Consider the following 26457-nt stretch of genomic DNA (forward strand, 5'->3'; position numbering starts at 1 on the left):
ACGATTCATTCATAAAGAACTATAAATTTTATTAAATCCATACAACAAGGGGAAATTAGATGGGATTTAAAGCTCTCCCTACGCTTATCTCTTTATTTATTGCATTACTGATCTGGTTCGTTATTCCTGTGCCCGGAGGAGTTGATCCTGATGCATGGCATTTATTGGCAATGTTTGTTGGTGTGATTGCTGCAATTATCGGTAAAGCTATGCCAATTGGTGCGATTGCGATTATTGCCATTACGTTGGTTGCCGTGACAGGTGTAACCAATGACAGCCCAAGTGGAGCCATTCAAGATGCGCTCAGTAGTTTTTCCAATCCTCTAATCTGGTTGATTGGTATTTCGATCATGATCTCCAAAGGTCTGCAAAAAACGGGACTCGGTGCACGCTTAGGCTATTTATTTATAGCAGTTTGGGGTAAGAAAACCATTGGTATCGGTTATAGCATGGTTCTGTCTGAACTGATTCTTGCACCTGTTACCCCAAGTAATACCGCACGTGGTGGCGGGATTATTCATCCGATTGTCCGTGCAATTTCTACCAGTTACGACTCTGACCCAGCCAAAGGCACCGAAGGTCGTATGGGGAAATATTTAGCTTTGGTCAACTACCAAGCCAACCCCATTACTTCTGCCATGTTTATTACCGCGACCGCCCCTAACCCTTTGGTGGTTGATCTGGTAGCGAAAGCAACCAATAGTGAAATTTCATTGAGTTGGAGTACATGGGCAATTGCAATGTTATTACCCGGTTTAATTGCGTTAATCATCATGCCGTTGATCATGTACTGGATGTATCCACCCGAAGTTAAAGAAACGCCTAATGCCGCTCAGTTTGCAAAAACTAAGTTACAGGAAATGGGTTCAGTCAGTCGAAATGAAATCATTATGCTCGGCGTATTCGGTATTTTACTGCTGTTATGGGCAGGTATCCCTGCCATGATTTTTGGCTCAGCTTGGGCGGTTGATCCCACCACAACTGCCTTTATTGGTTTGGGCTTGCTGCTAATCACTGGCGTACTGACTTGGGAAGATATCCTGACGCAAAAAAACGCGTGGGATACCATCACTTGGTTTGCAGCCTTGGTGATGATGGCGACTTATTTAAATAAGCTCGGTTTAATCACATGGTTCTCAGGTGTGCTCGAAACTGGGATTGGTCATTTAGGTCTAAGCTGGATGCCTGCCTGTTTATTGCTCATGCTTGCCTATCTGTATGCACATTATATGTTTGCCAGCACCACGGCGCATATCACTGCCATGTTTGCGGCCTTCTATACGGCTGGACTGGCGTTGGGTGCGCCACCGATGTTGTTTGCTTTAATGATGGCAGCCGCTTCCAGTATCATGATGACCTTAACCCATTATGCAACGGGTACATCGCCTGTGGTATTTGGTTCGGGTTACACCACATTGGGGGAATGGTGGAAAGCTGGCTTTGTCATGAGTGTCGTCAATATCATCATCTTTGTGGTGATTGGCGGACCTTGGTGGAAAGTGTTGGGATATTGGTGATTGGAAATAATAAACTACAATTGGTTTAATATTAATTAAATAGTATAACAGCTACATTATACTATTTACGCAGACTGATATTTAATAGTTAAATTTATACAAGTCTAAATAGACCAATGTAATCAGCCCTATAAAATAGGGCTGATTACATTAATTATTTTCTTAATGTTCTTTCGAAATTAATTATGAAATTTTTTTTCCAACTGCTCAATAAGGCTATCTACATAATTTCTATTGCATTCATGTACACTCTCATAAACAGATGAATTAGAAATTTGAATAGCTATTGCTTTTTTTAGTGTACTAAGTGCTGCTTCCGATAAATCTTTTCCTTGAGATTCAAGAGCCTTCTTCAGAGCATGAGACCACTTATTATTATCTTGACTAAATTTAGTAGATTTTAGATTAACTCCATAATCATCTTCAATTTGCTTTATATAAACCTCTATTTTAAATAAATTCTCAATTTCCGTTTCTTTCTTACCTTTTGCCACTAAATAACTATAAGAAGAATTAGATATCTCTTTAGCATCAATGAGTTTTGGCAAAATTACTTTTGAAGCCTCATCATTATCTACAATTATAAAACAAGAGCATAGCATTTCTTGATAGTGTTTCAACATATAACCTAATTTACTCACTCCCCCTAAATACTTAACAACCAAATCTCCTTCTTTCATTTGCTTACTTAAATTTGCACTTCTTTCCTTTATTAATTTAGATATGATTATGAAATCACACTCACCTTCAACTATAATTACTTTCCTAGCATGCTCAAGATTATCTGATATTCTTACCCCTAAACAATCCCTAATTTCTTGTATTTTTTTAACAGATTTAACCTTATTCTCTGATACTAATATATTATTTAATAATTTATCACGATGGATAAATATTGGATTATGTGTCGATATAACCAATTGATTTTCTACTGAAAGCTCTTCAAGAGCTTGCTTTAAACTATGCATCGCAGAAGGATGTAAATGTGACTCAGGTTCTTCTATTGCAATAATTGAAGCACCGTTGTGTATTTTCTGACGATCTTTTAACAAACCAATTGCGGCAAGGCTTTTAACTCCATCACCTTTATACCTAATATCTGTTTTATTTCCATCATCAATTTCTACAAAATAATCTCTTCGTAATCTATATCTTCTGTCATCTTCTGAAATTCCTAATTCGACTTTTTGGATATTAGGTAAGAAATTTTGCAAAGAACGTTCTATTGAAAGTGATACATTATCAAGAACTGGTTGCTGAAGATGAGCAATGACACTAAGAGCGTCCTTATAATCTTGCTTTTCTTCAAGTTTCCTAAGCTCCTCCTCAATCATACTATTAATTGCTTCAATAGCTTCTTTATCTGTTCTAATCGCAGGAATATAAGTAAACTGTATTCTCTCTGCAATATATTTTGATACAATAGCCGATTTCTTTGTTAATGCACTACTCCCTCTTTTAGGAACTAAAAAATCAGGATTACTTTTTTCATCAAAAGTAATTTCGATACATAGAGATTTATTACTAATACTTTTTATTACTCTTTTGAATTCTGCTTGCTCACTAACATCCAGTTCAAAATACAATCTAAAAATGGTAACTTTTTTAATCCTTGATTTGTTTTGTAATGAAATGGGGAAATCCCTTTCCCATTCGTACCTATTATCTCTCCGACTTAGTAGGAATCTATTCCGCGTTGTACCACTCCTCCCATGGCTAATTAAAGCATCCATTGCCATTTTCAATGCTAGTAATACTGTTGTTTTACCTTCATTATTTTTCCCTACTAGTACAGAATAGTCTGTTAAATTAATTTCACTACCGTCTGTAATACTTCTAAAATTTTTAATTGTAAATTTAGTTAATTTCATAAATAAAAAGGGCTGATTAATCAGCCCTTATTTTTAACTCATTTAAACTTAATTATCAATAAATTAAGTCAATTGAGCAGCTTGGATTTTCTTAGTATCAACTTGATCAGCTTCATTTGTATATTCGCTCATCTTGTCGAAGTTTAAGTATTTGTAGATGTCAGCAGAAGCGCTGTCGATTTGCGACGCGTACTGTTGATATTCTTCTGGGCTTGGTAATTTACCAAGAACAGCAGCTACAGATGCAAGCTCAGCAGAAGCTAAGTAAACGTTTGCACCTTGACCTAAGCGGTTCGGGAAGTTACGAGTAGAAGTCGATACACATGTCGTATTCGGTGCTACACGTGCTTGGTTACCCATACACAATGAACAGCCTGGCATCTCAGTACGCGCACCAGCACGACCATAGATGTTGTACATGCCTTCTTCCATCAACTGATGTTCGTCCATACGTGTTGGTGGAGCCAACCATAAACGAGTCGTTAATGAACCACTTGGTACTTTATCAAGTAACTGACCAGCCGCACGGAAGTGACCGATGTTGGTCATACAAGAACCGATGAACACTTCATCAATTTTGTCACCTTGAACGTCAGAAAGAAGTTTCGCGTCATCTGGATCGTTCGGGCAGCAAAGGATTGGTTCTTTGATGTCAGCAAGATCGATTTCGTAAACTTTTAAGTATTCTGCATCTGCATCAGCTTTTAACAAGCTTGGGTTGTCTAACCACTTCTGCATGTTTTCAGCACGGCGTGCCATTGTACGAGCATCGCCATAACCTTCTGCGATCATCCACTTCAACATGGTGATGTTAGAACGTAAGTATTCAGCAACTTTCTCTTCAGAAAGTGTGATTGAACAACCAGCAGCAGAACGTTCAGCAGATGCATCAGAAAGTTCGAATGCTTGCTCAACCGTCAAGTCATTTTCCATTTCCGATAAATCGATCTCAAGGATACGACCAGAGAAGATGTTTTTCTTACCTTTCTTCTCCACAGTTAAGTCACCCGCTTGAATCGCGTAGTAAGGAATTGCATGTACAAGGTCACGTAAAGTGATACCAGGTTGCATTTTACCTTTGAACTTAACAAGTACAGATTCAGGCATATCAAGTGGCATAACGCCAGTTGCAGCTGCGAACGCAACAAGACCAGAACCCGCTGGAAATGAAATACCGATTGGGAAACGAGTATGTGAGTCACCACCAGTACCAACAGTATCTGGAAGTAACATACGGTTTAACCAAGAATGGATAATACCGTCACCTGGACGTAAAGATACACCACCACGGTTCATGATGAAGTCTGGTAATGTATGGTGAGTTGTTACGTCAACTGGTTTTGGATATGCAGCAGTGTGACAGAAAGACTGCATCACTAAGTCAGCTGAGAAGCCCAAGCACGCTAAGTCTTTTAACTCGTCACGAGTCATAGGACCAGTTGTATCTTGAGAACCAACAGTCGTCATCTTAGGTTCACAGTAAGTTCCTGGACGGATACCTTGACCTTCAGCTAAACCACATGCACGACCAACCATCTTCTGAGCTTGTGTAAAGCCTTTACCTGTGTCAGCAGGTTGTACTGGAGTACGGAATAAAGTAGAAGGTGCAAGACCTAATTCTTCACGCGCTTTCGCAGTTAAACCGCGACCAATGATCAGGTTAATACGACCACCAGCACGTACTTCGTCTAAAAGTACAGGTGTTTTAAGTTCAGCTTCTGAAATTTGTACGCCATCTTTAAAAGCAGTAACTTTTGCAGCAGCGTGGTCAATTTTCAATACAACTTCGTCGCCCATGTTCATGTTGGCAACGTCGATTTCTACAGGTAATGCACCCGCATCTTCCATTGTATTGAAGAAAATTGGAGCGATTTTAGAACCTAAGCACACACCACCATCTTTTTTGTTTGGAATGTGTGGAAGTTCGTCACCGAAGAACCAAAGAACAGAGTTAGTTGCAGATTTACGAGAAGAACCTGTACCAACAACGTCACCAACGTAAGCAACTTGGTTGCCTTTCGCGATCAATTCTTTGATTTGGTTTAATGGACCAACTTCACCTGGTTTTTCAGGGTTGATACCATCACGCTCGTTTTTCAACATTGCATTTGCATGTAATGGAATATCAGGACGGCTCCACGCATCTTGCGCTGGAGATAAGTCATCTGTATTCGTCTCACCAGTTACTTTGAACACAGTGATTTTTATTTCTTCTGGAACATCAGCACGGCTAGTGAACCATTCTGCATCAGCCCAAGATTGTAATACAGCTTTAGCAGCAACATTACCTGCTTTAGCTTTGTCTGCTACATCGTGAAATGCATCAAATACAAGAAGTGTTTTCTTTAATGCTTCAGCAGCTAATTCTGCTAGTTCAGCATTATCAAGAAGATCAACAAGAGGAGCTACGTTGTAACCACCAAGCATTGTGCCAAGTAAATAAACTGCACGCTCTTTAGTTACTAGTGGAGAAGTCGCTTCACCTTTTGCAACAGCAGATAAGAATGCAGCTTTTACATAAGCAGCTTGGTCAACACCTGCTGGAACACGATTTTCAAGCAAATCTACTAAATAAGCTTCTTCGCCTGCTGGTGGATTTTTTAATAAAGTTACAAGTTCAGCAGTTTGAGCATCATCAAGTGGCTTCGGTGGGACTCCGAGTGCGGCACGTTCTTCAACGTGTTGGCGGTAAGCTTCTAGCACAGTGTTATTCCTCTTTTTTAAAAAATTACTCGCAAGTTCCAGCTTTCTACAAGCTTCACAAGTAATATGGACAGCAAAATTTTACTAGACTTCGCGATAAAAGTTAATCGAACTACCGTATTTCTACGTGATGCCCATTATTTTATAGCGAAATGTTCATCTGTTTTAAATACCGCTTTGGTATTAGATCAAAGCTCAATAAAACAAAGAATTACACCCATAAAAAAAGACAACTGGTGTTGCCTTTTTCATTAACACATTAAAATGATTTATAGTTTGGAAGCTTTTCGTGTGGTGTTTCCAAACATTGATTCATAAATTTCTGCTTGAGCTGTTCACGAATCGCATCAGGATCGGCTTTAAGTTGATCAACAGGAATTGCATACACTTCATCCAAAATTTCAAAGATAAATTTACGCGTAGTTTCATCTTCAATTTTAGCCGCGTGTTCTTTGGCTTGTTTTTGCTCGATTCCATTTTGGCGATCTAAAGTAATTGAGCGAGCCGCATTACCCACACTCACACAATATCCATGCCATTGCTGTTCTGGTGTTAATGGTTTTTTATCTGCACAACCACCTAAAACCAAACCGACTGCAATCAACAAAACCTTTTTCATCATCATACTGCGATTAATTTGATGCACACATCATACTCAAACTGATTCATTTTGCAAAAAGGAAGCCTTTAAAAAGATTCAGTTGGTAATAAAAATATACAAATCATTTGCTACAGCGCATGTTATTTGAAATTTTTTGGCATTTTCCACCTGTTGACGAAAGATAGGTGTTACCTGCAACTAAATTAAAAATCTTACCTTTTGCATCCCAGCATCTAACGCCATTACAGCTTTTGATTGAAGTGACCATTTCACTAGCAGCATTTAATTTATCATTAGAAGCTGTGACAACTGGCTTATTTATAACATTCGTTGGAATAGCTGATGTTGGGTTAACTGATTTGGTATCTTTCACTGCTGAACTACTGGACATCCCGATACTTTGCTCCGCCGAAACAGCATTTGTAGTTTTTTTAAGCGGGTCAAGTTGTGGCTCTTTCTTTTGACTTGGTGGTGGCGTAGCGGAATACGTCGTTACCCCACGAGCATCTACCCACTTATAGTATTCTTTGGCATAGGTTGGGTTTGTAATACACATTAATCCTAAACCAATGACTGCCCAAAGCTGACCAAAAGTGACAGATTTCATCTCATAACTCCAAAAATTGTCAATAAATATATACTTTTCAATAACTTAAATTAATTTTACCATTTTTTTATTATAAAAAATAGTCAAAAAAAAACCTGCTTTATCAATATAAAACAGGCTTTTTAATCTTAGATCATTAGAATCGCCAATTATAGAAAACGTCTAACGCTCTTTCCAATGACTGACTTGCTTCTAAATAAAGTCGACGGTTCATCTGATATCGTAAAGTCAGTTTATTCACGGGCGTAAATACACCAATACCATAACGAATGAATAAGTCTGGTGTGATATAGCCTGTTAGGCTGACTTGAGTATCATCGCCAGTACCTTGTGCATCCAGTGCTAAACCACTTAAACCAAAAGTTCGCCCAATTTGATTGGTCAGTGCTCGCGTACCACCTAAGCCCATACTAATACCAGCAGCAGCGATTGTATTGTTTACATCAGATTTAAAGCCCTCTGTATTACTTAAACCGCTGTTACCCTCATTAATTCGTCCTGTCAGTAATGCATTTAACGCTTCTTGTTCAGATAAACCTGCATCATTGTACACTTGAATATTAGGAACCGTTGCTGTACCAGTAACGCGCACGCCCACCATACTACCTTGTACTGGTTTATTGGCATCAATGTCTAGTGTTGGATTTGCAAGTGGCCCATTAAAACGTGCAATCGCTCTATTCAAATCAAGACTTTGACCATAGGCCTCGATTTTCACTTTTTGACTCACACCTATCGCACCGTTAGCACGCATTGCTGTTTCTAAGCCACGTTGTGAAAGATGTAAACGCCCTACTAAAGGAATATTACTTTCAAAGCCTTGGAAAATAACTTGATTACCCAAAGTCACTGTCATATCAGCACGAATATCCCATGGTTTTGCAGCTTTTAGGGTCGCTAATAAGTCTTGACCTTGCTGAACAACGCGAACATCCGGAGAAACATTAACCACTGTTGCAGAACTTTCTGGCATTGAAATACGAGCACGCGGAACATCAATTGTACCTTTTAAACTTAAACGTTGATCAAACGGATATACATCAAGGCTTAAATCTGGTTTTACAATTGCAGTGATCATCGGTGCTTGGCGAATTAATAAATTATCACCTTTTAAAGTCAATGCGAGATGTGGATTATCTTTCCAATCAAAACTACCTTTAAGTCGACCAACACCTTGACCACTATTAAATGCCCCATCGATACTTGCAGAATCTTGACGGATAGATGAGTAAAGTTGAATATTGTTTAAATTTACAGGCAGTGAAATCATACTGATTGCACCATTTTTTAAACGCATTTCACCTGTAAATTGTGGTTGAGTCAGCGTTCCATTTACCTTACCTGCCAGCGCTAAAGTACCGCCCATTGAGCGTACATCTTTAATAAATGGTTTGAAAATTTTGAGTTGCACATCATCAAAAGCGATTTCTCCACGCATTGGCATAGTGCTTTGGAATGGATTAATAATGACGTTTGCATAACCTGTTCCGATATCAGGCGTTTTCATATCAACACGGAATAACAATCCATCAGTCACGCTTTTTGCTAGAAGACTTAACTCATCGTAGGTAACTGTCGTCGCAATATCCTGCGGATCTGCTGCAGCTAAACCAATTTTGCCATTACGAGTCACTAGGCTTGCATCCACTTTTGGACGAGCACCACTCACCCAAGATGCTCTCGCATAACCATTTAATAATCCAGTGACTGCCAATCCTTCAGGCATAAATGCAGCAAAGTCATTTAAGTCTAGATTTTTGGTAATGACTGAGAAATTACCTTTGGCTTTGCTAATGCGAGCGGACTGATCCAAACACACCTGACTGCTTGAACTCTGCCAACAGTGTTGCCCTACAAATAACTCGGACAATGCAGTTGAATAAACGATTGGCGCACTTTGGTTTTGTACAAGATTGACACGACGCGAACTAAAATTACCTTTTTGGAGTTGTCCTAACCAATCATTATTTTGGTTAAAACCACCTGCTAGCTGTACATAAAAATTCGATTGACGATTTTTACTTTCAACTTTTAATAAATGTGCTTTACGCGTACCAGCCAAGCTGATCGTCGCATTTTCAATTTCTCGATTACCGTTACGCAAGCGATCAATTTTTGTAGTTAATAAAGTCGGTGTTGTTTCTGAGGTTGGCAACTCACCTTGTATACGTAATGATTTGATACTGGCTAAATCATTAAACGCAAAATTATCAACGGCAATATTTGCAGTGGCTTTTAACCTTGGCTGCGATTGCACATTCAAAATGCCGTATGCACGACCTTGTAATCCAGGATAAAGTTCATATAACGCAGGTGCATTTAATTTGATTCTTAAATTTTGAGCATTACCCGTTGCTTGCAACTGATTTTGAGCATATGAAAGAAATAAATCATTTGCTTCAAACTGTTGAGGTAAAAAGCCTTTTTGATTCGAGTCTAGTAATAATGATAAATTACCACGGCCACGTATGGCTTTGTTATTAATCAAACCAGCAGCATTTAATTGTCTAATATCAATTCGTTTTAATTTATCAGACCACACACCTTGTGAGTTTACATTTCCAGAAATTTCACCTTTTACACTTGAAACGAAATATTGTGGCTTAAATCGTACTAGCGAAGCTTGAATATCCCATCCAATTTTATCTTTTAGATTTACTGCACCTTTTGCAAATACTTTACCCGCAACACCATCATGCTTTAATTCATTAATTTTAATATATTCAGGTGTGCCTGCTAGATCGATTTTCAATAGCCCATTGCCTTGATTCAAAGCATTCAATGAACCATCATAATTCACCGCAAAGCTTTTGAAACCGCCACCAGCCTTTTGATCATTGAAAATCAGAGCCGCAGTACTTTTACCTTTTAGTGCAACAGTCTCAACTTTACCAGCTTGAGGAATTTGTCCTTTTAAATCAATTTGATCAAACTTAATGATTTGTTGATTTGGTTTTGCAAAACCATTCGCTTTGATCTGACCATTTAACAAATTCACTGGCGCGGCAGTTGAAATGCTTTGAGGGTTAAAATTCTCGGCTTTTAAATCCGCATTCCAAACCAATTGTTGCTTTTCATTTGGTAATTTAACTTTTGCTTGACCTGTTAACTTACCCTTATCAGCTTGATATAAAAAATTTTCCACATTTAAAAGATTATCTTTCAAATCAAGTCGAGCTTCGTACTTTCCTGTCGGCAATAATGTTTGCTCATGCTGGCGAACCGTCGTTGAAACAAATACATCTTGCTGACCATCTTTTAAAGTTACATTGGTTTGACCTTCATCACTACTTAGCCAGCCAATATAAGGCACAGCGCGATCAATATTTTTCCAAGCAACATTCAACAACATCGGCTGTGATTGATTATCTTTTGAAGCGGCTTGGTCTAGTTTAACTGTCCACGTTTCGTATTGATCAAAGGCAAGATTGGCAATTAGAGCCAAGCCTTTTTCCATCGAACCTGAGGTACTTAGATTTGCGTCCAAATTAGGCGGTAAAAAATCTTGAGCGACTTGAGGAACTGTTTTATCTTTAGGATTCAGACGATTTAAACGCCCTTTAATATCCCATGATACATGATCGTGCCAATTCACCAAGCCTGCTAAGGTAACCGAACCGCCCATCAACTGTCCATTAAAATCACGGATATTTAGTTGATTTACCAGATCAGTATCCATAATCGCAGTATATTTACCTTCTGGAATTTGCTCACCTTTTAGATCTGTGTCTAAATTTAGCACTAACTTTTCAATATCACCGCTGAATCTAGCAACACCATCTTTTGCAAATAATTTTTGTTCTTTCATCAGTGGTAAATGATAGTTTTTAAACAACAACTCACCCTGCATAGGAACATGTTCACGTACTGGGTGAAGTCTTACCCAGCCTGTAAGTAAATCAGGTGTAGTCGTTGCAATTCCTGCTTTTAAAGTATCTAGAGTACCTGTCGCTACCAGTTTTATTGTGTGTATATCTAAACTTTTTAAAGACGGAATAATTACATCTGCCTTGGCATCAATTGGATATTTGCCACTAAAGTCCATACTACCCTTGGCATTTTTAACTGCCAGATAGCCCATATCCATTCGAGAATCTTCAAACTCAAGTTTAGTCCCTGACCAAAGTGCGTCTTTTAAATAAACATCATTAAAATCAACTTTAGATGTTGCCGTTTTAATTTGCAAATGATCTAAAGTCGCCTCATCTATACGCAAAACAAAAGGTAATTTAATAGCATCAAATGCAAATGGTTTATCTGAAGGTGGTTTTTTGTTTATAACCTTTAAGTTTCGAACATCAGCATGACTTAAATGTATTTCTTTATTGAGGATTGCACGCCAGCCCAAAGATACATCAGCACGATCAAGCGATACATCTACAGCACTGAGCTTTAATAATACATTTTTAAGAATAATCCCTCTGAGCAAATTACCACCCTCATATTCATAAGTAATGATGGTTTGACTCTTGAGGACACGATCTAATAGAAAGCGACTTCCCTTATCCGTAGACATCATGACAAGGAATGAACTTATAAAGAGTAAAAAAATGATAAGCACAATCAGCAAAATACTACGGAGTATATGCCGCTTTTGTTTTGGTCCAATAGGAGCTGTTGGTTGCTGTTCTACTTCCGACATAATCGACCTAAAATTGTTTGACCTTCTCGAAGGAATTTTTAAAAGTTATTAAAGTTGTGGACCAATAAAGAAATGTAATCGTATAGGATTATTATCATTTGAAATTCCCGATGCCACATCTAAACGAATTGGTCCGATCGGTGATTTCCAGCGAATACCTACACCAATACTATATTCTGTCGGATTGCTAAATTGTTTATCATAAGCATTCCCGAAATCAGAGAAAATAGCTGCGCGCCAGCCATCTTTAAATTGATAGTTGTATTCAAATGATCCTACCCCTAAAGCTTGTCCACCAATCTTATAGCCATTTTCTTCAGGTGACAGACTTTTATAATCAAAACCACGAAGAGATTGGTCTCCTCCAGTAAAGAACCGTAAGTTGTATGGCACTTTATTGAAATCATCTGTAAAGATATAACTTGCATCGCCACGCCCGACAAATTGATGGTCTTCATTTTCACCTAAAGAATAAATAAAGCGCCATCCTGCGGTTAGGATTGCCATATTCGCATCTGATAGTAACGATTCTGTACCTAGCTCAACTTTATATGTTTGTTTAAATCCTTTGGTCGGATTCAATCGCGAATTAGAATTAGTTTTAGACAACTCATAACCGAACAAAAGTGATTCTTGCTCTGAATCAATGCCAGAGACTCTAAAGGCATCAGGCAAATCATTAACATCAATATCACCTTGTTTGGTAAGACGATCCAAGCGATAACGTAACCCCATGGTATGCTGCCAATCACCCAATGGATTTTTAATCACTCGTTCGCCACCTAGTACAGCGGATTCCACCAACAGATTAATATTCGGTCCAATATCATCACGTGTTTCACGTTCATAACCTCCTACAAGGTTAAAATAATCATTCAACGGATGTTTATAAGGAATGCTATAGCGTCCATCTATTGACTGACGAATTTCAGAAACTTCAACGTTCGCATCAAACGCATGACCGTATTTATTTACGATTGCACGTCTATACTGGCTTCTAATACGTGCACCTGTATCAGTTCCATAACCGATACCTGTTTCAAGACTATTCAAGCGATCTGCATTTAAAGTCACCACAACTGGAATCTTTTTATCAATTCTTGCTTGTTCTTCCATTTGTTGGCGCGCATCATCTTCATCTTCGTGATCATGAGATAAAGGCATCGTACTTGCTAAAGCATAAGGCTGCGCTGCTTGCCCACCAGAGAACTGTGATTCATCAACCACATCCTGAGTAACTTCTTGCGCTGAGGTGACTTTTTGTCTAGCCAAATCTTCTTTTTGTTGGCTATTTAATAATTGTGATTCTTGAATTTTTTGTTGATCAACCAGTGCTTGTAAATCTGGAGCAAGTTCTAACGGCGGTTGGATAGGATCAGGTTTAATCGTATCGACTAGAGTGTAGTTAAAATAGCGTGTATTGGTCAGATTATTCGCCAAGAGATTAACACGCCAAAAAGCATAATCATCACCCTCTTTCCACGGTGCCAAACTGTCTAAAACCTTTTGTGTTAAAGGTAAAGGCTTGTTTGGATCACTCATACGATATTCGACTTGTTTCAGCTTATAGCGTTCACCTGTCTCATATTTTAAATTAATATCAGCAACTTTTTCTGGTTGGCTAATTTTGACATCGTGTAATCGCCAAAAGGAATCAAAAAAACCGTTATCAGTTGCAGTATTCACAATTTTGTTTTTAGTCGCTTCATATTTGCCATGATTAAAGATGTCATCAACATCTTGTTCTGGAACTAAGCGTATAACTTGAAATTGAGGTAAGTTCTCACCCGCACCCGTAAACTCAATATTTTGATCTTTGATAATGATAGGTTCATTAGGTACGACATTCACTTTTACCTTGCTGTCACTCAATCGCTCAAACTTAAATTCAGCATTATAATAACCAACAGCCTGCGCAGCTTGATTTGTCAAGGATCTTAGTTGTGGTAGTGCGACACTAAAGTCTTCAAAGGCTTCCTGAGTAAAACTAGAAAGTTTAGCCTTAATATTGGTTGCTAATTCGGGCGGTGCTCCTGAAACATCAGCTGTAATACGCGGAACTTTATCAGCATTTAATAAATTTTCAGGACGTAAACGCGTCCATATTCGTTTAAAGAATCCAACTTTTTCTTGTGCTTGTTCTTCTTTGGGCTGAAGCTCTGCAAGTGTTCTACCTGTTTCATTTGCTTCAACAACAATCTTACTATCTGTTTGAATCTGTTGCATCAGTTGATCAATATTAACAGGCGCTTGAGTAATCTGTGTTAATTCTGACTGAGAAGCATCATTCACCGAAATTTCTGGGACTTTCGAAGCACTATCCTTATAATTTTTTGCCTCATTTTTTGCATCTTCAGCAACACGAAAGATCTCATCTGCCATGTTTTGATCTACGGTCAACACAGGTAAGTTTTCTAAATTATCATCTAACTCAATTGGCTTTAATTCATTAATTTGGTTTAGGGATTGTTCTTGTTGTTGCAAAGCTGCAAGACTATCAAAATCTGAGCTGCTGTATTGAGAATATTGAACTTCTGAAGATGGCGTATAACCAATACTACTGACACTTGATTGCAAGTCAGCAGAAACCTGAGGCTGTAATACTGATTCATTTTCAGACAAAACTGGCGCTTGCTCTTGAGCCCAAGCAACTGATATACAAGAACTAATCAAAAAACTACTACAAATAAGTTTAGGAAAATCCTGCATTTTAAAAATTAAATGCATAGAATGAACCAGTGTCGACTGTTTAAACTTAGCTTTTGATGGCATGTTGGGCTCTAAACTTATTTTAATTTATGTTGTGTTGATGGCTGAAATAACGTTCAAATAATTGATTTTCATCCAATCAAACATTGAAAGTATCATACATGCATTTTCTACTATTTTTACACTACGTCACATTTTTTTATAAAACACAATGAAGTGAACACATGATGAAACAAGATGACCGCTTAATGACATCACGCCGATTTGCCCCGATGTTTTTCACTCAGTTTTTTGGGGCGCTCAATGACAATGTTTATAAACAAGCACTTCTTTTAGTCATAACTTATGGCTGGATTCAACAACAAAGCGCTCCAATTAGCACATTAAATAATTTAGCAGCACTTTTATTCATTTTGCCATATTTTTTCTTCTCCGCCACGGCTGGGCAAATTGCTGATAAATATGAAAGATCTCAACTTATACGATTTATTAAAATATTAGAAATCGTGATTATGCTGATTGGTACAGCGGGCTTTTTACTTGGTAATTTATGGCTCTTGTTATTCGCTTTATTTTTAATGGGAACACACTCAACTTGTTTCGGTCCAATTAAATACGCAATTTTACCAGAAATTCTAAAACCTCATGAATTGATGTCTGGCAATGCATTGTTTCAATCAGGAACTTCGATTGCCATACTTTTGGGTATGATCGTTGGTGGTGCAGTCATTGCCTCTTCTGAAGGAAATTTATTGTGGATTAGTATTACAGTTGTGTTGATCGCTTGCTTAGGCTATTTATGCAGTCGCTTTATCCTTCCTCAGAAAGTCGCCGCACCTGATTTAAAAATTGATTGGAATTTTGTGCGTACTAGTTTTCAAACAATTAAATATGCGAAAAGTATTCCTGTTGTATTTGTCATTTTGCTCGGTAACTCATGGTATTGGTTTTACGGCGCAACTTATCTCACACAAATACCTCAACTTACCCAACAAAATTTACATGCCTCAGAAAATGTTGTCAGTTTACTCCTCACTTTTTTCTCGGTTGGTATAGGGGTCGGTTCACTACTGTGTAGACGAATTGGTGGAACTGAAATCAATATCAAAATGGTGCCGTATGGTGCAATTGGTCTGACAGTTTTCGCACTTTATTTGGCGGCAAGTTTAGCTTTTGTTCCAGAGCGCACAGGCGATTTACTTACATTGAAAGATATCTTTACTCAGGGTTCAGTTTATTATCATGTCATGCTAGCGGTTACGCTACTTGGAATAAGTGGTGGTTTTTACATCGTCCCTCTTTATGCAATGATGCAAGCCTATTCGCCACGTTCACACAGAGCACGTGTTGTTGCAGCAAATAACATTTTAAATGCTGTATTTATGGTCTCCTCAGCAATTTTTTCAATTTTAATCTTAAGCATTTTGAAAATTGATATTAAAATCTTATTTACAATTACTGCTGTTTTAAGTGCAATCTTTTCATTTTGGTTATTAAAACGCTTAAAGCCTTTATTGAAAGATTCACCCAACACATTAGAGGATTAATATATGCGTCATTACACTGGTCTCGATAAAATTATTAATTCTTTTGATCAAGCTTTAAGAAGCTTAGTGCCTGGTGCAACCAGTGCTCAACGCAATAATCCCGCAAGCGATGAACCTTCACAATTATGCGTAAGTGACGCTCGTCATGTTGCTGGATTAATGAGAGTAAACCATAGTGGAGAAGTATGTGCGCAAGCGCTTTACCATGGACAAGCTTTAACAGCAAAACTCCCCCATGTTCGCGAAGAAATGCAACAGGCTGCTATTGAAGAGCAAGATCATTTGGCATGGTGTGAAGATCGCTTAAAAGAGTTAGATAGCCATACAAGTGTTTTAAATCCAATTTGGTACGGATTATCATATGGAATGGGTGCAATTGCAGGCATTGCAGGTGATAAATACAGTTTAGGTTTTGTCGCTGAAACTGAACGCCAAGTCAGCCAGCATTTGCAAGAGCACATCCAGCAACTGCCAGTTCATGATGATCGCTCACGTAAAATACTCGTACAAATGAATGAAGATGAACTGCATCATAGAGAAACTGCACTAAATGCAGGAGGTGTTGATTTGCCTGTTCCTGTTCGTATCACCATGACTGCAATTTCAAAATTAATGACTAAAACAAGTTATTATTTATAAAATAGGCTTGGGAATTGTGAAATCATAATTCCCCTATTTTTTCAAAAAATTAAGAGATTCATTTAAATACAATTTTGCCCTTATCATGTGAATAACGGTCATACCAAAAGCTTTGAGATTGCTTTTCTGTATCCGTAAAAATCGTATAGTTAATTTTCCCTTGTCTAAAACTGATTTGATCACGATTTTTTACCGCTATAACTCTTAAATCATTGACCCAAACACGCTGTTGCTGATCAATTTTAATCCGAGCTAAAGATGTACCATCTTGTCGTTCAGCAATCCACTGTGGCTGACTTATTGATGCATTTTGATCTGTTACCACGTTATTAGATTCAACTAACCCAGCTTTAATGTTTTCTTCTTTGGTTTTGCTAATATCACAGCCTTGCAACTCACTGACTTGTGTACAGCCTGAATATTCCAATTGTTGTCTATATTTGGCATCAATTGCATAAGCAGAGTTCATAACGCCACATGAGATAAAACCCGCAATCATCAGCTTTATTTGCATAGAGCACCTTTATATTTTATTCATCAATCATTTATTTAAACATCAATCTTAAAATAGGTCTGTAATTTAAATGTTGAGCCTAAAAATAAAAAACCTATGAGATGAATCATAGGCTTTTAAAAAATTAAGAAATTAGTTTAAACCATGTTCAGCCTTAAAACGCTCTAAATTTCGAACTGCATCTTGGTAACGCGATTGCACCCGACTACTGTTCATTCTTAAATCATACAAACGCTTTTTATAATCATCACGATCCTTAACCGATAGATCTTTGCGTTCCAATTCTTTGAGATAATGATTTATGTCAGTTTGCGAACGATTAAATTCTGAGTCTGCTTGATAATATGCATTTGCAACTTGGTAATAATTACGCAATGACTCACGTTTTTCGATTGGACAAACTCTAAAATCACCACGTCCGTCTAAAGCTTCATTAAAAATGGTTTCAGGGCGACAGTAATATCCCAAGCCCTTTTGGTAACCTTTCTCATATAAACTTTGATTCGGGACAATATTCGCTTTTTGACAAGATGAATAGTATTTATCTAAACGTGAATCATACCCAGCAGAACCATCTTTCTCACCAACATTAAACCAATTTGCCGTTTTACATTGATCGACACTCATAGCAGCGCAACCAGAAAGCAAAACCGTTAAAACTGATAAGCATAAAATTTTTTTCATAAAAAATTCCTATTATTATAGTGTTCCAACAAAATTAATTACATTGTAATGACAGGATAAGCATGCTGCTGTTGATACATTAAATCATTATGTCGCCATAAATCGAATAATGGGATTTTAACATCTAAAGCCAATGGCAACTTTTTTGGATTAAATTGCATATGCTTTAGAGAGTTACCCCATGCAATTACATCAATATCTAAACTAATATTGTGCGAAGGACGCACGCGCCCTGACTGCGCTTCAAGTTTTTTTAATGTTTCAACTATTTGATCAAAATTAAGCTGACTTATTAATAGACACGCAGAATTCCAATAATCAGCTCCAATTTTATCTCGGCAAGGAATTTCATAAATTGGAGAAAATTCAACACGACCTAAACTAGCAATCTGATCATAAGCAAAAAGAAAATTCTTTTGCTGATCAACATTACTCGCCAGTGCGAGCGCAAAAATTGTTTCTGTTGCGTTCAAGACGAATTCCTACTGCATGAGCTTGTGCAATGATGGCTGGTTTACGAATGGTAATGTTGATCGATTCGATCGAAGGGAAAGTAGAAAACAAACTATTTAGGACGAGCTGTGCAGCATGTTCAATTAACTTTGGTTGAGCTGTCTGAATAACATGAGCTGCAAGCTCACAAATCTGAGCATAGTTAAGAGTATCTTCTAACTCATCTGAAGTTGCAGCCTGTGCCAGATCATTATGAATGGTTAAATCTAGCATTAAAGGTTGAATAATTTGACGTTCCCAATTGAAACAACCAATCACTGTATCGACCTTTAGCCCCTCAATAATAATGGCATCCATAATTTACATCACTTAATAATTCCCCCTTTAATAAAGGGGGATTTAGGGGAATTCTTCTTAATGCTTTAAAAATGAAGCAGGTTCAATATTGTGAACCATTTTCAAACGTTGGTCAGCATAAATATCGGTATATGGTGCAAGAACACGCATGAAACGATCAAAATATAGCATCTGCTTAAACAATAAGGCGAAGTCGCGTGGGAATTTAATCCCATGACGTTCACCGACGCCAATCATATCCATCATAATGTCATTAAGATCAGCAGGATTTGAACTTAAAATTTCTTGCGGATCTGCCAACAAAACACCGCTAAATAAACGCTCTAAGTCATCTGCAAGCACTTGTGTATCAACTTTATGATGTGTCATGCCCATTTTGAGCATATTTTCTGCCATAGCAACGTAATTGGTATGTTGTAATGCATCCATAAATGCCATACACGCAGACCAAACTTCAGGGTTTAACTGTCCAACAATACCAAAATCGATAAATCCAATACGACCATCTTCGAGCAGCATGAGATTCCCTGCATGTAAGTCTGCATGGAAACTCTTACAAAGCATCAAACTACCAAACCAAGTATTCATTGCGGTAATGAGAACTTGTGTTGGATCTTTCGCATATTTTTTTACAACATCAAAATCCGTCAATGACACACCATACAAACGCTGCATGGTCAAAACACGACGTGTAGAAAATTGATGATAAACTTTTGGCGCAGTAGCAGATTGATTACCCGAGATATTTAAATATTCAATAAAATCATCTAAGTTTTGTGCTTCTTCAATAAAATCAACTTCACGTACCATACGTGTTTTGATCTCATCAACGATTTCAGAAAGAGATGCAAATTTTATTTTAGGCACTGCTTTTTCAAGTAATTTTGTTGCCCAATGCACTACATTTAAATCAGTGTATAAAATAGTTTCGACACCTGGTTTTTGCACTTTTAATACAACATCTTCACCTGTCACCAATTTTGCTGCATGAACTTGAGCAATCGAAGCCGATGCTAAAGGTTTTTCATCAATAAAACTAAAAATTTCATTGAGATTGCGCCCTTCAAACTCTTCTGCCAATACTTTCTGAATATAGCTAAAGGGTAAAGTTGGCGTTTGATCTAAACAACCTTGAAACTCTTGAACATATTCACGCGGAAATAAAGAAGGCGTACTGGCAATAAATTGTCCCAATTTAATATACGTCGAACCCAATGATTCAAAAGTCTCACGCATGAGCTTTGCGTTACTTGGTTTTTCGGTTGCGTATTTTACACCTGCTTGTGCCGCAACAACGACTGTTTCACCAATACGTGCAACAGATCGTAATCCATCGAATAAAATATTTCTTTTCATAATCTTTCTTGCCTCACAGATTATTGTAGTTTAGCAAATTTTGCTCATTTTACCGATCAAGTTGCCTGACAAACTGGACAATTTACATCTTTTTCAAATTTGAGAATACGTTGAGTTAAATTTAAACCATTCCAAACTAAGAGTTTTTCTCTCAGTGGCATCAACCCCAAACCTAAAAACAGCAATGTGTGATGTGCTTGTAATGACGCCATCATTACAGGTGTAGTTGCAAGTACGCCAGATTCTGCACATCTTAGACCTTCATTAGCATTGTCTGCTTTTGGAAATAGACACTCATAACAGGCTGAATCAGAATCCACCATAAATAACTGTCCTTCAAATCCTATTGCTGAAGCACTAATTAATGGTACTTGATACTTTTTACATATGGTGTTGACCAAATAACGAGTTGTAAAGTTATCACAGCCATCTAACACTACATCTTGGTGTTGTACGAAATCATCAGCATTCGTTACATCAAATCGTATATTTTGATAGCTGACTTGTATGTGAGGATTAATCTCTTGTATACGCTTTGCGAGTATTTCAGCCTTATATCGACCTAAATCATTTGTAGTAAAAGCAATCTGCCTCTGTAAATTACTAATCTCAATCGTATCAGCATCGACAATTGTAATTTTTCCTACACCCGCTCGTGCGAGCAACTCAGCGCTAGTACAACCTATTCCTCCAGCACCAATAATTAATACATTCGCGAGTTTTAATTTTTCTTGCGCTTCTATATCCCAACCATCTAATAAAATCTGACGACTATAGAGATGCATTTCCTCATGACTTAGCTCAAATTCGTTTTCTAAATGGTCTGACACATTAATTCCCTAAGTTACATTTAACTGGCTAGATTTTAAGTATATGAGTGTGTTTATGAAAGAAGATTCTAGCATTTATATAATTTAACTTTGACAATAGCCATTTTTTACCCCAATATTTTACACACTCATTAACAGTTAAATAAAATCAACAAGTTATAACTCAGGTTAAAAACTTTGGATATTCTTCAATTTTTTTAATAAGTTTATGTTTTAGCTTATTATATTGATGATATCTTAAGTTCACTGCCACATAGGCAGCTTAGAAAGTGCAAAATGGTTTAGCAAGTCTGAAATAAAAGTTCACTGCCACATAGGCAGCTTAGAAATGCGAAAATATTTCTAAATTTAGTGCCTGGTCGTTCACTGCCACATAGGCAGCTTAGAAATACTACCCCCTGATTTTAGCCAAGTGCCTGCGGTTCACTGCCACATAGGCAGCTTAGAAATTTGAATAAAGTCCTAATACTCTGAGGATTAAGTTCACTGGCGCACAGGTTGCTTAGACAATGATCAAAACACCTAAAGAAATATAATTTAGTTAAGTTTCTTCTGATCATTCATAATTTCGTATGACTGCGCTCGAAGTAAATCTTCTTTTGTCGCAAACGTACTGTTCCGAAGTTGTTCAATAGATTTTTGTTTGGTTGCATCATTAGCGTTACTTTTTAGAATTTGATCACGTTGAGACAAATAACTATTTACTTGTGTTTGCCAATTCGCTTCATCTTGGTCAACTCTCTCCAAACGATCTGCCGCTTCAGGCCCGAGTAAACTTTCTCGCATATTACGCAGTTCTTGAGCAGAGCCACCCTTCGTTTTTATTTCTTGAGTAAGTTGCTGTAATTCTGCAAATTGCATCGACACACGAACGCCATCTGCTAAAGTAGATGGCAGCTCATTAATCAAGTCAGCTATCTTTATGGCTTTTTGTTGTGTTGATAAATTCTTATTAGAATGGATTCTCATTTGCTCAATATTAAACTGATTCAGATTGCGCTCGTTTCCAAACAGAGCATTAATTTCAGCCTGATTGAAAAACTGTTGCTGTAGCTTATTCATCTGATCAATAATTTTTTGAAATTCCTCAACATCTCCAGATTTAAAATTCCCTCTTGGTTTTTGATTTTTTAAAGCATGCGTATAAGCAACATATTGATCCAATAAATAAATTGCATAGTTTGAAGCAGTATCAGGCAAAGTTGCTGTTAGGTATTGTTTAATATCAGAAATTAGTTCTGATTCTGTTTTTTCACCTAAACTTGAGAAAAAATAATCGAAACAACTTCTCAGACCTACCGTTAAAATTAGTTTACCGCTCCCATCTACTTGGATTGGACAATCTATTTCTGTTCCTTGCAGTGACGGTGCGAGTATAGGCATCTTTCCTTTTTGATTATTTTGTTTTTCATTGGACAAATCATTTTTTGATTGTAATTGAGTTTGCTGATTTAGATGATTCTGCTGCTTTTGTCCCTCTGGTTTAAAATACCAGTATATAAAAGCCAGCAATAGCAATAAACAGACCATTAAGCCTAAAAAGATTATTCTATTATTTAAAACCTTATTACTCATCATCCTTTACTCTATTTATTATTCATTCTAAAAAATATTGAGGCTAAAGGAGTTAAATTTACCCCTTTAGCCTATTTATTAAAGACCCTGATTTTTTAACCGATTTGCTTGAGTACGAAATGGTGTAACAGGATTTTGTAAGAAGCCTACTAAACCTAATATTTGATTCACTTCATCCAAATGGTTAAATGCATAATTATCACGAATAACCGTTCCCAAATGGCTTGAACACCTTGGTACTAGACCATCATTTTCACCGGGGATAAGTAGAGATGTAGCAGCAAGACCATAATCCATCGGATCTAAAACATTGGTTAAGACCCCTGTTCCGCTCCAAGAATAATAACGAACGCCATTTACAAGCTCAGTACCTGCTCCACAAGCGGTCGTTGGGACACCAGCAGGAAAACGTTGATTAAAATTAGCTGAACCAGCAGTCGTTAATGAATTAAGTCCTGCAATCGCATCTTGATCATAATAATGACCAGAGCCAATCCCAACTAAAGAAAAGAATGCATTAACCGCACCAGCAATGATAGGCGAAGCTGCTGGCCCAATAGGTGATTGCGTTACTGTATAAACCACATCTGCTACATTTGAACCTTTAGCGGGACCACCCACTGATGTTACAGAAGCAACTTGATTAGGTATCAAACCAGCCACATATCGTATTGATTGTGAACCGTGACTATGCCCGATCAAGTTAACTTTTTGAGCACCTGTGATCGCCAGCACTTGTTTAGCTTGAAGTAATAATTGTTCTCCACGAACTTCTGATGAATTAAAAGAAGCTTGTTGCGCCACAAATACATTTGCACCGTTTCCAACTAGATCCTCTGTAATGCCATTCCAATATTGCAATGGTCCGACCGCAGAAAAACCTGCCATTCCATGTGCCAACAAAATTGGATATTTAGTTTTTGCATAGCTTGATGTAACACTTGTACTACCGCCGACTGAACAAGAATTTACATTACAGTTTTGCCATGATGCTTTTGGCGCTAGAAAATCGAATAAACCTGCATGTACAACAGATCCACTACTCACTAGCATGCCCGCCATTAACGCCATAGTCTTGAAGTGTTTTTTCTTCACGTTTTTGCTCCTAGCATTTTTCATTTTTATTACAAACGTTTAGTCCTAAAGCTTTGTATGCGGAATCATTCCATACATACAAAAGACTGCGAAAATTATACTCCCTAGAAATATTGTGTGAATTTTAGACTAAAACAAACCGCGCCAAAATCATAACAATACACGCCATTTTTTTTATTGAAATGCAAAATTCCGATGAATGTACATTTTCAAATGCGCTTCACTGCTTTAATTTCACGATGAATGGAATAAGTATTTCAATGGAATTTGTTCAACATTATGAGTATTCCCCGTCTTCAGTATCAGCATTTTATTAGTGGCTCTTATGTACATTTACTCAGTGAGGTTGTGTCTCGGTGGAACATTTCATCTGAAGAATTATTCTGGGGTACTGGAGTCGATGTTAAACAATTAAATGATCTGAATTATAAAATTAGTCTGAGTTCTTTCAAGAAAGTGATTGCTCGTACTATAGAGCTTACTCAAGAAGATGGAATCGCTTTCTACGCCGGCACTCAACTCAAAATAAGCTCTCATGGTTTACTTGGCTTTACCGTTGCCATATCAAAAAATGCTTTTGAAGCAATAGAAACTATTAACCAATTTGTTCGTTTGCAATGTTCATTTGTGGAACTAAATTTTACTGTAGAGAATGATCTTGCTTATTATGGAATTACATACGATCACTCTGTATTAAATTTTAATGATGCAACAGATTTACAAGCCTATGAATTTAGCTGTGTATTTTTCCTCATCGGTTTTGTACATTTAGTGCGTTTTTTTATACCTAGTTTTAAACCATGTGTAGAACTACAATGTAAATATCCAGAATATTTCACGCGTTTCAATGACATTCTAACTACAACTTTTGAAGAAATACGCTATGAGCAATCTTCTAGCCGTATTATTAGTTCTGCAAAATTTTTAGACATACCTCTGAGCATGTCAGACCCGCTGACTTCAGAAAAATTTAAACTACTGTGTCAAAAAGAATTGGATGATCTGGTGGCTACACAAGATATCATTCAACGCGTTAAATATCTTATAGATGATAAAACTGATGGCCTACTTAATATTGATCAAGTATCCCAAAAATTAAATCTTACTAAAAGAACACTTCAACGTATGTTGAAAGAGAAAGAAAGAAGCTTTCAATTACTCTATGATGAAGTTCGTAGGACTAAAGCTCAAAAATTATTATTGAATCCATTCATTACCAAAGATGAAATTGCAAAAAATTTGGGGTACTCATCAACATCAAGCTTTAGTCGTGCCTATAAACGTTGGGAAAATCAATAAATCAGACTAATCCTATGTCACAATAAGTGCTGATGATGAAACTGATCGGATGAGATATGTCTGAAAATAAGATGCTGCCTGTAGATCTACCTAAAGCTTATCGCTTACTGAATCACGGTCCTACAGTTTTAGTTTCTGCACAACACGAACAAGATACCGATGTTATGGCGGCAGCTTGGGCGTGTGCCTTAGAACTGACGCCTGCCAAGGTGACTATCGTATTAGATAAAAGTACCAAAACACGGCAACTAGTTGAGCAAAGTGGATATTTTGCTTTACAAGTTCCTTGTTACGCGCAAATAGACATGGTGCATCAATTAGGAACGATAAGTAAATTTGATAATCCAAACAAACTAGAAGATTGTCATACTCAGATTTTCTACCAAGCAGGATTTGATGTTCCTTTAGTTAAAGACAGCCTCGCATGGCTGATATGTAAAGTAATTCCTGAACCACATATCCAACAAACACATGATCTCTTTATTGGATCAGTGATTGCAGCATGGGCAGACCCACGTGTGTTTAAAGATGGGCACTGGAATTTTCAAAATGTCGGAAAAGAATTGAGAAGCTTGCACTATATCGCTGGCGGAACATTTTATTTGATCGGTGATGAAGTCAAAGCCAGTATATAAAAACAAAAAAAGAGATGACTATAGCCATCTCTTTTTATTCAAATTATTCTCGGATTTATTTAACTGCTTGCTCATAGCGTTGGTTAACTTTGTTCCAGTTCACTACGCTCCAAAACGCTTTCGTATAATCTGCGCGACGATTTTGATATTTCAAGTAATACGCATGTTCCCAAACGTCTAAGCCTAATAATGGTTGCCCTTTCTTATCGGCAATATCCATCAATGGATTATCTTGGTTAGGTGTAGATGTAATTTCTAATTTTCCCGCAGGGTTGACAATTAACCATGCCCAACCTGAACCAAAACGACTAGTTGCAGCTTGGTTAAATTGTTCTTGAAAAGCTTCAAATGAACCAAAATCTTGAGTAATCTGCTTCAACAATTTTGGGCTTACCTTACCCGTTTTATTGGTAGGAGCTAAGCTTTCCCAAAAAAATGCATGATTGAAATGACCGCCACCATTGTTTCTGACAGCAGCATTGTATTTAGAAATTTGCTTTTGAATTTGTTCAACTGTTAGTTTATCTAACTCAGGATATGTTTTGATCTGAGCATTAAGATTGTCCACGTAAGCCTTATGATGTTTTCCATAATGAATTTCCATGGTTTGTTGATCAATCGCAGGCTCTAACGCATTGGTTTTATAAGGTAACGGCGCTTGCGTAAAATTTGCAAAAGCTGAAACACTAAAACTAGAACATATAACTAAAGACAAAAATCCTTTCTGAAGATTTCGCATCACACACCTTTATTGATAATCGTTTTCATTATCAACATATAGATAAATGAGCCTTGGGTCAAACAACAGTATATAAATCAATAC

20 protein-coding genes and 1 CRISPR repeat array are annotated in these 26457 nt (G+C 37.3%); of the genes, 5 read left to right on the forward strand and 15 right to left on the reverse strand.

Annotation, left to right across the window (positions count from 1 at the left end):
• The first annotated feature begins 59 nt into the window (after positions 1-59).
• On the forward strand, positions 60-1517 hold the full coding sequence (locus tag NGC85_RS09265; protein WP_254730461.1) for a DASS family sodium-coupled anion symporter: 1458 nt from the start codon (positions 60-62) through the stop codon (positions 1515-1517).
• A 179-nt stretch (positions 1518-1696) separates the two neighbouring features.
• Here the strand turns inward: NGC85_RS09265 and NGC85_RS09270 are convergent, their stop codons facing one another.
• From NGC85_RS09270 to NGC85_RS09295, 6 genes are all read right to left on the reverse strand, one after another.
• Positions 1697-3388, reverse strand: a complete 1692-nt coding sequence (locus NGC85_RS09270) for an ATP-dependent endonuclease (protein ID WP_254730464.1) — start codon at positions 3386-3388, stop codon at positions 1697-1699.
• Between the two features lie 63 nt (positions 3389-3451).
• Entirely contained in the window at positions 3452-6091 is a 2640-nt protein-coding gene (locus NGC85_RS09275) for a bifunctional aconitate hydratase 2/2-methylisocitrate dehydratase (RefSeq protein ID WP_254730467.1), read from the reverse strand.
• Positions 6092-6350: 259 nt separating this feature from the next.
• Positions 6351-6710 (reverse strand): hypothetical protein, encoded by a 360-nt coding sequence (locus NGC85_RS09280; protein WP_254805579.1) that lies wholly within the window; start codon positions 6708-6710, stop codon positions 6351-6353.
• A gap of 103 nt (positions 6711-6813) precedes the next feature.
• Entirely contained in the window at positions 6814-7299 is a 486-nt protein-coding gene (locus tag NGC85_RS09285; RefSeq protein ID WP_254730470.1) for a DUF4124 domain-containing protein, read from the reverse strand.
• A 136-nt stretch (positions 7300-7435) separates the two neighbouring features.
• The gene (locus tag NGC85_RS09290) at positions 7436-11941 is read right to left on the reverse strand and encodes a translocation/assembly module TamB domain-containing protein (RefSeq protein ID WP_254730479.1); all 4506 of its coding nucleotides are present in this window, start codon (positions 11939-11941) and stop codon (positions 7436-7438) included.
• Between the two features lie 48 nt (positions 11942-11989).
• On the reverse strand, positions 11990-14713 hold the full coding sequence (locus NGC85_RS09295; RefSeq protein WP_169110017.1) for an autotransporter assembly complex family protein: 2724 nt from the start codon (positions 14711-14713) through the stop codon (positions 11990-11992).
• 161 nt (positions 14714-14874) lie between these two features.
• Between NGC85_RS09295 and NGC85_RS09300 the strand changes: the two genes are divergently transcribed.
• Entirely contained in the window at positions 14875-16197 is a 1323-nt protein-coding gene (locus NGC85_RS09300; RefSeq protein ID WP_254730482.1) for an MFS transporter, read from the forward strand.
• Between the two features lie 3 nt (positions 16198-16200).
• On the forward strand, positions 16201-16836 hold the full coding sequence (gene coq7, locus NGC85_RS09305) for a 2-polyprenyl-3-methyl-6-methoxy-1,4-benzoquinone monooxygenase (RefSeq protein WP_005053646.1): 636 nt from the start codon (positions 16201-16203) through the stop codon (positions 16834-16836).
• A 58-nt stretch (positions 16837-16894) separates the two neighbouring features.
• On the opposite strand, the gene NGC85_RS09310 is transcribed toward coq7, so the two are convergent.
• From NGC85_RS09310 to NGC85_RS09345, 8 genes are all read right to left on the reverse strand, one after another.
• Complete coding sequence (locus NGC85_RS09310) at positions 16895-17350, reverse strand: hypothetical protein (RefSeq protein ID WP_005058679.1); 456 nt, start codon at positions 17348-17350, stop codon at positions 16895-16897.
• A gap of 132 nt (positions 17351-17482) precedes the next feature.
• Positions 17483-18034: a DUF2799 domain-containing protein gene (locus tag NGC85_RS09315; RefSeq protein WP_254730485.1), complete on the reverse strand. Its 552-nt coding sequence runs from the start codon at positions 18032-18034 to the stop codon at positions 17483-17485.
• A gap of 38 nt (positions 18035-18072) precedes the next feature.
• Positions 18073-18507: a 2-amino-4-hydroxy-6-hydroxymethyldihydropteridine diphosphokinase gene (locus tag NGC85_RS09320; protein WP_254730487.1), complete on the reverse strand. Its 435-nt coding sequence runs from the start codon at positions 18505-18507 to the stop codon at positions 18073-18075.
• A complete protein-coding gene (gene folB, locus NGC85_RS09325; protein ID WP_005053637.1) occupies positions 18464-18844 on the reverse strand; it encodes a dihydroneopterin aldolase in 381 nt (126 codons plus the stop codon). The genes NGC85_RS09320 and folB overlap by 44 nt, the downstream gene beginning before the upstream one ends.
• 57 nt (positions 18845-18901) lie before the next feature.
• Positions 18902-20200 carry an AarF/ABC1/UbiB kinase family protein gene (locus NGC85_RS09330; RefSeq protein ID WP_254730489.1) on the reverse strand — a complete coding sequence of 433 codons (1299 nt, stop codon included), beginning with the start codon at positions 20198-20200 and terminating at the stop codon, positions 18902-18904.
• Positions 20201-20256: 56 nt separating this feature from the next.
• On the reverse strand, positions 20257-21030 hold the full coding sequence (locus NGC85_RS09335; RefSeq protein WP_254730490.1) for a HesA/MoeB/ThiF family protein: 774 nt from the start codon (positions 21028-21030) through the stop codon (positions 20257-20259).
• 241 nt (positions 21031-21271) lie between these two features.
• Positions 21272-21539: direct repeats of the CRISPR family, unit length 28 nt; unit sequence GTTCACTGCCACATAGGCAGCTTAGAAA.
• Between the two features lie 28 nt (positions 21540-21567).
• Entirely contained in the window at positions 21568-22605 is a 1038-nt protein-coding gene (locus tag NGC85_RS09340) for a lipase secretion chaperone (protein WP_254805580.1), read from the reverse strand.
• A gap of 78 nt (positions 22606-22683) precedes the next feature.
• Positions 22684-23700 (reverse strand): triacylglycerol lipase, encoded by a 1017-nt coding sequence (locus NGC85_RS09345; protein ID WP_254730491.1) that lies wholly within the window; start codon positions 23698-23700, stop codon positions 22684-22686.
• Between the two features lie 279 nt (positions 23701-23979).
• Here NGC85_RS09345 and NGC85_RS09350 point away from each other — a divergent pair, with 279 nt between their 5' ends.
• Both NGC85_RS09350 and NGC85_RS09355 read left to right on the forward strand, forming a co-directional pair.
• Complete coding sequence (locus NGC85_RS09350) at positions 23980-24999, forward strand: AraC family transcriptional regulator (RefSeq protein ID WP_254730492.1); 1020 nt, start codon at positions 23980-23982, stop codon at positions 24997-24999.
• A 56-nt stretch (positions 25000-25055) separates the two neighbouring features.
• Complete coding sequence (locus tag NGC85_RS09355) at positions 25056-25634, forward strand: flavin reductase family protein (RefSeq protein WP_254730493.1); 579 nt, start codon at positions 25056-25058, stop codon at positions 25632-25634.
• Between the two features lie 55 nt (positions 25635-25689).
• Here NGC85_RS09355 and NGC85_RS09360 read toward each other — a convergent pair whose 3' ends face one another.
• Complete coding sequence (locus tag NGC85_RS09360) at positions 25690-26373, reverse strand: superoxide dismutase (protein ID WP_254730496.1); 684 nt, start codon at positions 26371-26373, stop codon at positions 25690-25692.
• Positions 26374-26457 lie beyond the last annotated feature (84 nt).

Origin of the sequence: Acinetobacter sp. Z1 (genome assembly GCF_024296945.1) — a bacterium.
Lineage (GTDB): Bacteria > Pseudomonadota > Gammaproteobacteria > Pseudomonadales > Moraxellaceae > Acinetobacter > Acinetobacter beijerinckii.

Excerpts from the sequence above, each read along its gene's own strand:
- NGC85_RS09265 (WP_254730461.1), top strand. The coding sequence starts at position 60 with ATGGGATTTAAAGCTCTCCCTACGCTTATCTCTTTATTTATTGCATTA.
- NGC85_RS09270 (WP_254730464.1), bottom strand. The coding sequence starts at position 3,388 with ATGAAATTAACTAAATTTACAATTAAAAATTTTAGAAGTATTACAGAC.
- NGC85_RS09280 (WP_254805579.1), bottom strand. The coding sequence starts at position 6,710 with ATGAAAAAGGTTTTGTTGATTGCAGTCGGTTTGGTTTTAGGTGGTTGT.
- NGC85_RS09285 (WP_254730470.1), bottom strand. The coding sequence starts at position 7,299 with ATGAAATCTGTCACTTTTGGTCAGCTTTGGGCAGTCATTGGTTTAGGA.
- NGC85_RS09290 (WP_254730479.1), bottom strand. The coding sequence starts at position 11,941 with ATGTCGGAAGTAGAACAGCAACCAACAGCTCCTATTGGACCAAAACAA.
- NGC85_RS09295 (WP_169110017.1), bottom strand. The coding sequence starts at position 14,713 with ATGCCATCAAAAGCTAAGTTTAAACAGTCGACACTGGTTCATTCTATG.
- NGC85_RS09300 (WP_254730482.1), top strand. The coding sequence starts at position 14,875 with ATGATGAAACAAGATGACCGCTTAATGACATCACGCCGATTTGCCCCG.
- coq7 (WP_005053646.1), top strand. The coding sequence starts at position 16,201 with ATGCGTCATTACACTGGTCTCGATAAAATTATTAATTCTTTTGATCAA.
- NGC85_RS09310 (WP_005058679.1), bottom strand. The coding sequence starts at position 17,350 with ATGCAAATAAAGCTGATGATTGCGGGTTTTATCTCATGTGGCGTTATG.
- NGC85_RS09315 (WP_254730485.1), bottom strand. The coding sequence starts at position 18,034 with ATGAAAAAAATTTTATGCTTATCAGTTTTAACGGTTTTGCTTTCTGGT.
- folB (WP_005053637.1), bottom strand. The coding sequence starts at position 18,844 with ATGGATGCCATTATTATTGAGGGGCTAAAGGTCGATACAGTGATTGGT.
- NGC85_RS09330 (WP_254730489.1), bottom strand. The coding sequence starts at position 20,200 with ATGAAAAGAAATATTTTATTCGATGGATTACGATCTGTTGCACGTATT.
- NGC85_RS09340 (WP_254805580.1), bottom strand. The coding sequence starts at position 22,605 with ATGAGTAATAAGGTTTTAAATAATAGAATAATCTTTTTAGGCTTAATG.
- NGC85_RS09350 (WP_254730492.1), top strand. The coding sequence starts at position 23,980 with ATGAGTATTCCCCGTCTTCAGTATCAGCATTTTATTAGTGGCTCTTAT.
- NGC85_RS09355 (WP_254730493.1), top strand. The coding sequence starts at position 25,056 with ATGTCTGAAAATAAGATGCTGCCTGTAGATCTACCTAAAGCTTATCGC.
- NGC85_RS09360 (WP_254730496.1), bottom strand. The coding sequence starts at position 26,373 with ATGCGAAATCTTCAGAAAGGATTTTTGTCTTTAGTTATATGTTCTAGT.